Annotated in this window: 6 protein-coding genes; 4 read left to right on the forward strand and 2 right to left on the reverse strand. The window is 64.2% G+C overall.

All coding sequences use genetic code 11. The features are described from left to right. The first annotated feature begins 133 nt into the window (after nucleotides 1–133). Entirely contained in the window at nucleotides 134–1,474 is a 1,341-nt protein-coding gene (gene mnmE, locus AC1DMG_RS16675) for a tRNA uridine-5-carboxymethylaminomethyl(34) synthesis GTPase MnmE (RefSeq protein WP_441601820.1), read from the forward strand. 119 nt (nucleotides 1,475–1,593) lie between these two features. Then, nucleotides 1,594–4,173: a DNA translocase FtsK 4TM domain-containing protein gene (locus AC1DMG_RS16680; RefSeq protein WP_477180788.1), complete on the forward strand. Its 2,580-nt coding sequence runs from the start codon at nucleotides 1,594–1,596 to the stop codon at nucleotides 4,171–4,173. A 107-nt stretch (nucleotides 4,174–4,280) separates the two neighbouring features. Here the strand turns inward: AC1DMG_RS16680 and rbsK are convergent, their stop codons facing one another. Both rbsK and AC1DMG_RS16690 read right to left on the reverse strand, forming a co-directional pair. Next, nucleotides 4,281–5,162 (reverse strand): ribokinase, encoded by an 882-nt coding sequence (rbsK, locus tag AC1DMG_RS16685; RefSeq protein WP_441601822.1) that lies wholly within the window; start codon nucleotides 5,160–5,162, stop codon nucleotides 4,281–4,283. 59 nt (nucleotides 5,163–5,221) lie between these two features. After that, entirely contained in the window at nucleotides 5,222–5,647 is a 426-nt protein-coding gene (locus AC1DMG_RS16690; RefSeq protein WP_441601823.1) for a hypothetical protein, read from the reverse strand. Between the two features lie 135 nt (nucleotides 5,648–5,782). Between AC1DMG_RS16690 and AC1DMG_RS16695 the strand changes: the two genes are divergently transcribed. Continuing rightward, entirely contained in the window at nucleotides 5,783–6,481 is a 699-nt protein-coding gene (locus tag AC1DMG_RS16695) for a glutathione binding-like protein (protein ID WP_477180789.1), read from the forward strand. Nucleotides 6,482–6,644: 163 nt separating this feature from the next. After that, nucleotides 6,645–8,924 (forward strand): S9 family peptidase, encoded by a 2,280-nt coding sequence (locus tag AC1DMG_RS16700; RefSeq protein ID WP_477180790.1) that lies wholly within the window; start codon nucleotides 6,645–6,647, stop codon nucleotides 8,922–8,924. Nucleotides 8,925–9,277: the final 353 nt, after the last annotated feature.

Genomic DNA, 9,277 nt, shown 5'->3' on the forward strand with positions numbered 1-9,277 from the left:
CAGTGATGCTGCTTTATGCGCTGTCGCGAAGACCCATTGCTCTCGCCACTGGATCCCGGCCTGCGCCGGGATGACGATGAGGGGCGGCCATATCGTTATCGCATTGCTCCTCGCAAACCGCATAATTCCCGCCATGAATCACACCGACACTATTGCCGCCATTGCCAGCGCACCCGGCGCCGCCGGTGTCGGTGTGTTGCGTGTGTCGGGACCGGCGGTGCCCGGCATCGCCGCGGAATTGTTCGGACGCGACCCCGATCCCCGCCGCGCGCACTTCACAGCTTTCCGCGAACGCGACGGCGAATTGATCGATCGCGGCCTGCTGCTCTACTTTCCCGCGCCGGCTTCCTACACCGGCGAACACGTGCTGGAACTGCAAGGCCATGGCAGTCCCGTGCTGCTCGACGCACTGCTACGTCGCGTCTGCAGCATCGGCGCGCGTTTGGCGCGTCCGGGCGAATTCACCGAACGCGCGTTTCTCAACGGCAAGCTCGATCTGGCGCAGGCGGAAGCGGTGGCCGATTTGATCGCGGCGCGTTCGCAGGCTGGTGCGCGCGCGGCGCTGCGCTCGATGGAGGGTGTGTTCTCGCGCAAAGTGCACGACTTGCTGCAGTCGCTGATCGCACTGCGTGTGCATATCGAAGCGGCGATTGATTTTCCCGAAGAGGAAATTGATTTTCTCGCTGACCCCAGCATCATGGGTCAGCTGCAGGCGCTGCGCGCGGAACTCGATGCCCTGTTGCGTGAAGCGCAGCGCGGCGTGCGGCTCAATGACGGCTTGCGCGTCGCCATCATCGGACGTCCCAACGCCGGCAAATCCAGCCTGCTCAATGCGCTGGCCGGCAGCGACCGCGCCATCGTTACCGATATCGCCGGCACCACCCGCGATGTATTGCGCGAGCAACTCAACCTCGACGGCGTCGCGCTCGAATTGGCCGACACGGCGGGTCTGCGCGACACCGACGATCCGGTGGAACGCGAAGGCGTACGCCGTGCCCATGGCGAGCTCGCTCGCGCCGACGTCGCCCTGCTCGTCACCGACATCGCGCACGCCGAACACGACCTTGCCCTGCTCGCCGATCTGCCGGCGAGCGTCGAACGCATCGTGTTCATCAACAAGATCGACCTCGCCAGCGGCACGCCGCGTTACGACGTGCGGCCAGAAGCCATCTGGGTGTGGGCCTCCGCGAAAACCGGTGCCGGCCTCGATGCCTTGCGCGACCATTTGAAGCAACTTGCCGGCTCGGGCAGTGGCGAAGGCGCGTTTAGTGCGCGCCGTCGCCATGTGTTGGCGCTTGAGGAAATCGCCCTGCACCTGGATCAGGCCGAGCAGGTGCTGCGGGTTACTCGCGCGGGCGAACTGGCGGCCGAGGAACTGCGCCAAGCGCAGCAGGCACTGGGAGAAATCACCGGCAGCTACACCAGCGACGACCTGCTCGGCGCCATCTTCAGCTCGTTCTGCATCGGCAAATAGCACGCCGGTCTGAGTCCAAGTTCCAAACAACGACAAGACGTTAGCGAACTCTCTGCTGACGTGCCTTAGGCAATGGCGCTAACATGCTGAGTTTGCACGCGGTCGATTCGAATCCAGGCATGCTCTCATTCTTTTTCGGCGCCTTCGGGCTGTCCACACTCTGGCTTGTCCCCCTGCTCTGGCGCGCCGGCAGGACTCTGCTGAAACGGCGCAACAGGTCGGGTGGCGGCGAAGGTTCGATTCGCTACGGGTTGGGCGCGCTGCTGGTGCTGCTGGCCAGTGCCACGCTCGAAGGTCTGGTGATCGATCAGTACACCGATGATGCCAACGCCGGCGGCATGGTGTGTCGCGCGCTGTCGCATGGCATCGGCGGCTTGCTCGGTGGATGGCTCACGACGCTGGCCATGCTGGCGGTGCTTGCTGCTGCGTTGCCGTGGTATCTGGGCATGGGCTGGCCGGCGATGTTCAAGCGTTTGTCGGCGGCTGTCGACGTGATCGCCAGGTTGCTGYAGCGTGCACTGGATGCGATCGCGGCGCGGCGTGGCAAGCCGATCACCCGACGTCGAGCGACCGGCGCGGTGCGTCGCGTGGAGCGTGCATCCGCGAAGCATCGCCGACCGACGCCAGCAGCAGAGCGAGTTGCTCAAGCGGCCGTCGATCCCGTCGTCGCTGCAAAGAGCACGCCTTCATCGGCATCAGCAATGCTACCTGCTGCGTCATCGTCGCGCGTCCCGCCTGTCCGCTACGCGGCACAGCAAGAGCAAGTGATACGCGAGCCCTGGCTTACGCCCAAGCACGGTCGCGTGGCAGCAGCGTCGCCAGGTCCAACGTTTGGTCGTGCCTCGCCATCCATCGCGACCAGCCCGAGCCTGGCGAAGACCTCCGCGTCACCGATCGCCGCCGGCGCCGCGGCGGCACAGGCCCCGCGGCCGATGGAGCCGGTCGTGCCGGCACCGTTGCCGACGCAAGCAGAACCGGTCGTCGACGAGGTGCCATTGGCTGCGGCGGTCGATCTGGATCCAGCACCGCTGCCCGTTGCCGCAACCTTGGCTGCACCGGAGGACACCTCGTCCGATCTCGATCTCGCAGCTGTCGCCCTGCCGTTGCAGGCTGTACCGATCGCACCGGGCCGACGTGTAGCCGCCAATGACGATGAACCCGTCATCACGGCTGCGGACATCACGCCGCTGCCTTCCTCTGCAACAGCGCGAACCCGTTCGACGGCCATGTTGCCGCCGCTCTCCCTGCTCGCGGCGCCACGCCAGGAGCTGACCTCCATCGACGAAGCGCAGCTCGCAGAAACCGGCGAGCTGATCGAACAACGCCTGCGCGAATTCAAAGTGCCGGTGACCGTCGTCGGCGCATCGGCCGGTCCTGTCATCACGCGCTTCGAAGTGGAGCCGGCCGTGGGCGTGCGCGGCAATCAGATCGTCGCGTTGATGAAGGATCTCGCGCGCGGTCTCGGACGGACGTCCATCCGCGTGGTGGAAACCATTCCGGGCAAGACCTGCATGGGCCTGGAGTTGCCGAACGAGCAGCGCCAGATGATCGCCTTGTCCGAGATCCTCGACTCACCGGTCTATCGCGATGCCGATTCGCTGCTGACACTGGCGATGGGAAAGGACATTACCGGTGAACCGGTGGTCGCCGACCTGGCCAAGGCGCCGCACATGCTGGTGGCCGGCACCACCGGCTCGGGCAAGTCCGTCGCGGTGAACGCGATGATCCTGTCGATGCTGTACAAGGCCACGCCTGACGACGTGCGCATGATCATGATCGACCCGAAGATGTTGGAACTCTCAGTCTATGAGGGTATCCCGCATCTGCTCGCGCCGGTCGTCACCGACATGAAGCTCGCCGCCAATGCATTGGCCTGGTGCGTGGCCGAAATGGAGAACCGCTACCGCGTGATGTCGGATCTGCGCGTGCGCAATCTCGCCGGCTTCAATCAGAAAGTACGCGAGGCGCGCGCGGCGGGTCGGCCGCTGATGAACCCGTTCCCCGCGCATCCCGAAGTGCCCGAGTTGCTGGACACTTTGCCGATGATCGTGGTGGTGATCGACGAGCTGGCCGACCTGATGATGGTCGCCGGCAAGAAGATCGAAGARCTGATYGCRCGSCTKGCGCAGAAAGCGCGCGCSGCCGGYATYCAYTTGATCCTTGCSACGCAGCGSCCGTCGGTGGACGTGATCACCGGCCTGATCAAGGCSAATATCCCRACSCGSGTGGCCTTCCAGGTGTCGTCGAAGATCGACTCACGCACCATTCTCGATCAGATGGGCGCGGAGAGCCTGCTCGGCCAGGGCGACATGCTGTTCTTGCCGCCGGGCACGGGTTATCCACAGCGCATCCACGGTGCCTTTGTTGCCGATGAGGAAGTGCATCGCATCGTGGCGCACCTCAAACTCTACGGCGAACCCGATTACAAGGAAGAGATCCTTGCCGGTCCGCCTAGCGAAGGTTCCGGCGAACTGTTCGGCGAGGAAGCCGGCGATGCCGAACTTGATCCACTCTACGACGAGGCGGCTGCGTTCGTGCTGCGTTCGCGCCGTGCGTCCATCTCGTTCGTGCAGCGGCAGTTCCGCATCGGTTACAACCGCGCGGCGCGCTTGGTCGAAGCGATGGAAGCGGCAGGATTGGTGTCGTCGATGGGTATCAATGGGCAGCGCGAAGTGATTGCGCCAGGGCCTTCGGACTAGCGCGAGCTGTCTGTGGGAGCGCACCCTGTGCGCGACAATCCTACGGAGCGATACACCTCAGCGTGGCTGTCGCGCACAGGGTGCGCTCCCACAGAGAGGGTGCGCTGTCACAGGAACTCCTTGAGCTCCGCTCGCGTCGGCATGCCACCCTGCGCGCCCAATCGCGTCACCGACAACGCCGCCGCCGCACACGCCTTGCGCACCGCGATCGGCAATCCTTCGTGCAGGAAGACGGCCAGTGCGGCGTTGAACGTATCGCCCGCCCCCGTGGTGTCGACTACATCGACTTTAAAACCCGCCTGATGCTGTGGATCGCCGCCGTCGCGGTACCACGCGCCATCGCTGCCACGCGTAAGCACGACGGGCGCGGGTGCGCGTTGCATGAGCGTGCGAAAGTCCTCATCACCGGATGCACCAAGCAGGATGGCCAGCTCATGCTGGTTAGGCGTGAGATAGCGAGCGAGCTTCAACCACTCCATCGGCAACTTCTGCGCGGGCGCAGGATTGAGAATGACTGGTTTGCCAAGCTTTTGACCAAGGCGCAGCGTCGCCTCGACCGATTCGAGCGGTATCTCCATCTGCACGAGGATGGCATCTGCCGACGCCAAGGTGGCATGCGCGTGCTCGATCTGCGCCGGCGTCACGCGGGCGTTGGCGGCGGGCACGACCACGATGTGGTTTTCGCCCTGCGCAACCGTGATGGACGCCGTGCCGCTGCCGCAGTCGGCGATGCGCTCGACATGCTCCAGCGAGATGCCCTCGCGCGCGAGGCCGTTGTGCAGTTCGTTGCCAAAGGCGTCATCGCCCAAGGCTCCGATCAGCGCGACGTCCGCACCCAGGCGGGCCGCGGCCACCGCCTGGTTGGCGCCCTTGCCGCCATGCACGGTGAGAAAGCGTTCGCCAAGAATGGTTTCGCCCGGTTCGGCAAAGCGTGGCGCCAGCGTCACCAGGTCCATATTGATGCTGCCGACCACGACGACGCGTGCCATACCTGCTCCATCACTGCGTTAGGCGAGATGGAGCAGGATAAGGGATGCCGCGGGCGGAATCAGCCGCCGCTGCTGCCCGGCGCCGCGGGCACGTTTTGGCCGCGTTTTTCCTGCATGCGCTCCATCGCCTTCTCGCGCACGGCCTTCCACTTGTCGCGCTGCTCCTGGGTCAGCACGCCACCAATCTGACTGTCGCTGTCCTGCACGATGGCGATGGTCTTGGCGCGGCGGTCGGCGGGCTTGAGGCTGGTGTCGCCGCGTATCGCCTGCAGCTGTTGGCCGCGTTGTTCCAGCAGCGGGCCGATCTTGGCCTGCTGATCCGGCGTCAGCTGCAATTGCCTGGTCAGGCGCTGCAACTGCGTTGGCGCATCGAAGGCGTGCATGTGTTGGCTGCCGGCGGCGGGTGGCGCGTCCTGCTGGGCCCATGCGTGGCCAGACAGCGTGACGGCAAGAGCAATCGCAGCGATGGCGGGAAGGCGTTTCATGGGCGGCACTCCTTAAGGGCGTCTCTGCGGGAACGCGGGCACCCAAGAGCGGTTGACGGTGCAGCGGCCGGTCCCGGCTTGAATCCAAGCCTAGCGCCCCGAACATCAACAGATCGTCCGCCCCCAGGAAACCTCATGATCGAGCTGTACTACTGGCCCACGCCCAACGGCCACAAAGTGACGCTATTCCTCGAAGAAACCGGCCTCCCCTACACCATCAAACCGGTCAACATCGGCAAGGGCGAGCAGTTTCAGCCAGCGTTCCTGGCGATTTCGCCGAACAACCGCATGCCGGCCATCGTGGATACGGCGCCTGCCGACGGTGGTGAGCCGATCAGCGTGTTCGARTCCGGCGCGATCCTGCWGTACCTCGCCGAGAAGGCTGGCCGCTTCCTGCCGACCGATCCGCGCGGCAAATACACGGTGCTGGAGTGGTTGTACTGGCAGATGGCTGGGCTGGGCCCCATGCTCGGCCAGAACCATCACTTCAGCCGCTATGCGCCGGAGAAAATCCCCTACGCCATCGACCGCTATGTCAACGAGACGCGTCGCCTCTACGGCGTGCTGAACAAGCGTCTGGAAGGCCGCAGCTTCATCGCCGGCAACGACTACAGCATCGCCGATATGGCGGCCTATCCGTGGATCGTGCCGCACGAAAACCAAGGCATGAGCCTGGAGGATTTCCCGCACTTGAAGGCTTGGTTCGTAGCGATCGGCGAGCGTCCCGCCACCCGGCGCGCGTATGCGTTGGGCGAGGATATCAAGGGCAAGTTCGACCTGACGACGGATGAGGACGCGCGCAAAGTGCTGTTCGGGCAGGGAGCGAAGAGCTAGCCGCGAGTGTGAAGAGGAGCGGGAGCCGTCAGAAACGTCGCGCCTTCACGGAGTTTCCGCCCTTTTTCGCCTGCTTCACGCACAAAGCGCTGGTTTCCAAGGGCGCGACGCGTTCTAATCGCCGTTTGTTCTTGCGTACGACGCGTCGCCCAAGGAAGTCTCCATGCGCGCCCTTTTGTTTGCTGCCCTGACGATGGTAGCCCTGCCGACCATGGCCGAAAAACTCACGATCGAACGCATCTTCGACGGTGGCAATCTTGCCGGTGCCGCGCCGCGCGGTCTGCAGATTTCGCCCGACGGCAGCCGCGTGACTTTCCTGCGCGCCCGCGCGGACGATCAGTTCCAGTTGGACCTGTGGGAATACCAGCTCAAGGACAACAAGACGCGCCTGCTGGTGGATTCGAAGAAACTCGAACCCAACGGCGAGCAGTTGTCGGATGCGGAGAAGGCGCGCCGCGAGCGCGAACGCACCGCCGGCCTGCACGGCATCGTGAGCTACCAATGGTCGCCTGACGGCAAGCAGCTGTTGTTCCCGATCAACGGCAAACTCTATGTCGTCGCGCTGGCCACGCCGGACGCGGCTCCCACGCCGCTCGATACCGGCGACAACGTGATCGATCCGAAGATCTCGCCCAAGGGTCGCTACGTGTCCTACGTGCGCGATCAGAATCTATGGGTGATCGATCTGGGCACCGGCGAAGCCAGGCAGCTGACGCATGATGGCGGCGGCACCGTGCACAACGGTGAAGCGGAGTTCGTCGCGCAGGAAGAAATGGATCGCAGCGCCGGCTATTGGTGGGCACCCGACGACTCGGCCATTGCGTTCGAGCGCTACGACGAAGCCAAGGTGCCGGTGACCAAGCGCACCGAGCTGTTTGCCGATCACACCGACGTGATCGATCAGCGCTATCCCGCCGCAGGCGCGCCCAATGTGGCCGTGAAGCTTGGCCTCGTGTCGCCCGCTGGCGGACAACCGCGCTGGATCGACCTGGGCAAGGATGCGGACATCTATCTCACCCGCGTGAACTGGTTGCCCGACGGCAAGCACGTCACCTACCAGCGCATGCCGCGCAATCAGCAGAAACTGGATCTGCGCCTGGTCGACGCGAAGACCCTGGCGCAGCGCACACTGCTCACCGAAACCAGCGACACCTGGATCAATCTCAACAGCGATCTCACCTTCCTCAAGGACGGCAAGACTTTCCTGTGGGGCAGCGAGCGCAGCGGTTACCACCATCTGTATCTGTACGGTCTCGACGGCACGCTCAAGCACGCGGTGAGCGAAGGCGACTGGCAGATCGACGGACTGCTGGCAGTGAACGAGCACACGGGCACGGTCTTCGTGGCGTCGAACAAGGTCGCTGTTCCCGAGAAGCAGATCTATGCGCTGAAGATCGACGGCAGCACGGCGAAAGCGCCGGCGCGCATCAGCCAGGGCGCGGGCACGCACGCGGCTTCTTTCGCGCCGGAGGGCAGTTTCTATCTCGACAATTTCTCCAGTGTCGATACGCCGCCGCAGGTCAGCCTGCACAAGTCGGACGGCAGCCTGGTCAGCTGGATCGAGGCCAACAAGCTGGATGAAAAACATCCGTACTGGCCGTATCGCGACAGCCTGATCAAGCCGGAATTCGGCACGCTCAAAGCGGCGGACGGGCAGACGCTGTACTACCGCCTGTACAAGCCGGCCGGCTTCGATCCCACCAAGAAGTATCCGGTGTTTGACATGTATTACGGCGGCCCGCATGCGCAGATGGTCACCAATGCGTGGGGCGACTACTTCAACCAGTACATGGCCAACCAGGGCTTTGTGGTGTTCACGCTGGACAACCGCGGCATGGCGCGCCGCGGGCGCCAGTTCGAGAACGCCATCTACCAGCAGCTGGGCGCGGCCGAAGTGGACGATCAGCTGGTCGGCATCCATTGGCTGAAGTCGCAGCCGTGGGTGGATGCCAAGCATGTGGGCGTGTTCGGATGGAGCTATGGCGGTTACATGACCACCATGATGCTGGCGAAGGCTTCGGATGAATTGGCCGGCGGTGTGGCGGTGGCGCCGGTGACCAACTGGCGGCTCTACGACACCTTCTACACGGAGCGTTATCTGGGGCGGCCGCAGGACAACGATTCGGGTTACACGCGCAGCTCGCCGATGGCGTGGCTCGATGGGCTTACCTCGAAGTTGTATCTCGTGCACGGGATGGCGGATGACAACGTGCTGTTTCTCAACTCGACCGAGTTGATGGCGGAGTTGCAGAAGCGTGGGACGCAGTTTCAGTTCATGGCGTACCCGGGGGCGAAGCATGGGCTCAACTTGCCCGGGCAGCGCAGTCACGTGTATCACCTGATTGAGAATTTCTTTCAGCAGCAGGTGAAGGGGGCGGCGGCGGTTGTGCCGGTTGCACCGAAGGCTGCAGCGGTGCCGGCGGCGGCGACCACTACGCGCTAGCTTTTCATTCCATCTGGCATCGCGGGACTTGCCCGCTGTTTGCTCGTCATCCCGGCGCAGGCCGGGATCCAGGAGCGATGGACTTCGGTTGTCGCGATACGGCGATCTGGCTCGCCTGCCGCGGGCTTCCGTCCTCCTGCCTGAGGACGGGTCACTTTCTCTTGCTTGCCCAAGAGAAAGTAACCCACGGAGAAGGGCCCCCCGGATGACGCGCCTTCCGGGCCTGCGGCCCTCCAGGTGCGCGGGCGGGTTGCGGGGTTTTTCGACAGGACATCCCTGTCCTGTCGAAAAACTGGCCGCATCCATGCGGCCACCCTCCGGGCTTTCCTCCACCCGCCCGCCGCGTCATACGG

The sequence above is a fragment of the Dyella sp. 01N36 genome, from assembly GCF_056399745.1.

Excerpts from the sequence above, each read along its gene's own strand:
- mnmE (WP_441601820.1), top strand. The coding sequence starts at position 134 with ATGAATCACACCGACACTATTGCCGCCATTGCCAGCGCACCCGGCGCC.
- rbsK (WP_441601822.1), bottom strand. The coding sequence starts at position 5,162 with ATGGCACGCGTCGTCGTGGTCGGCAGCATCAATATGGACCTGGTGACG.
- AC1DMG_RS16690 (WP_441601823.1), bottom strand. The coding sequence starts at position 5,647 with ATGAAACGCCTTCCCGCCATCGCTGCGATTGCTCTTGCCGTCACGCTG.
- AC1DMG_RS16700 (WP_477180790.1), top strand. The coding sequence starts at position 6,645 with ATGCGCGCCCTTTTGTTTGCTGCCCTGACGATGGTAGCCCTGCCGACC.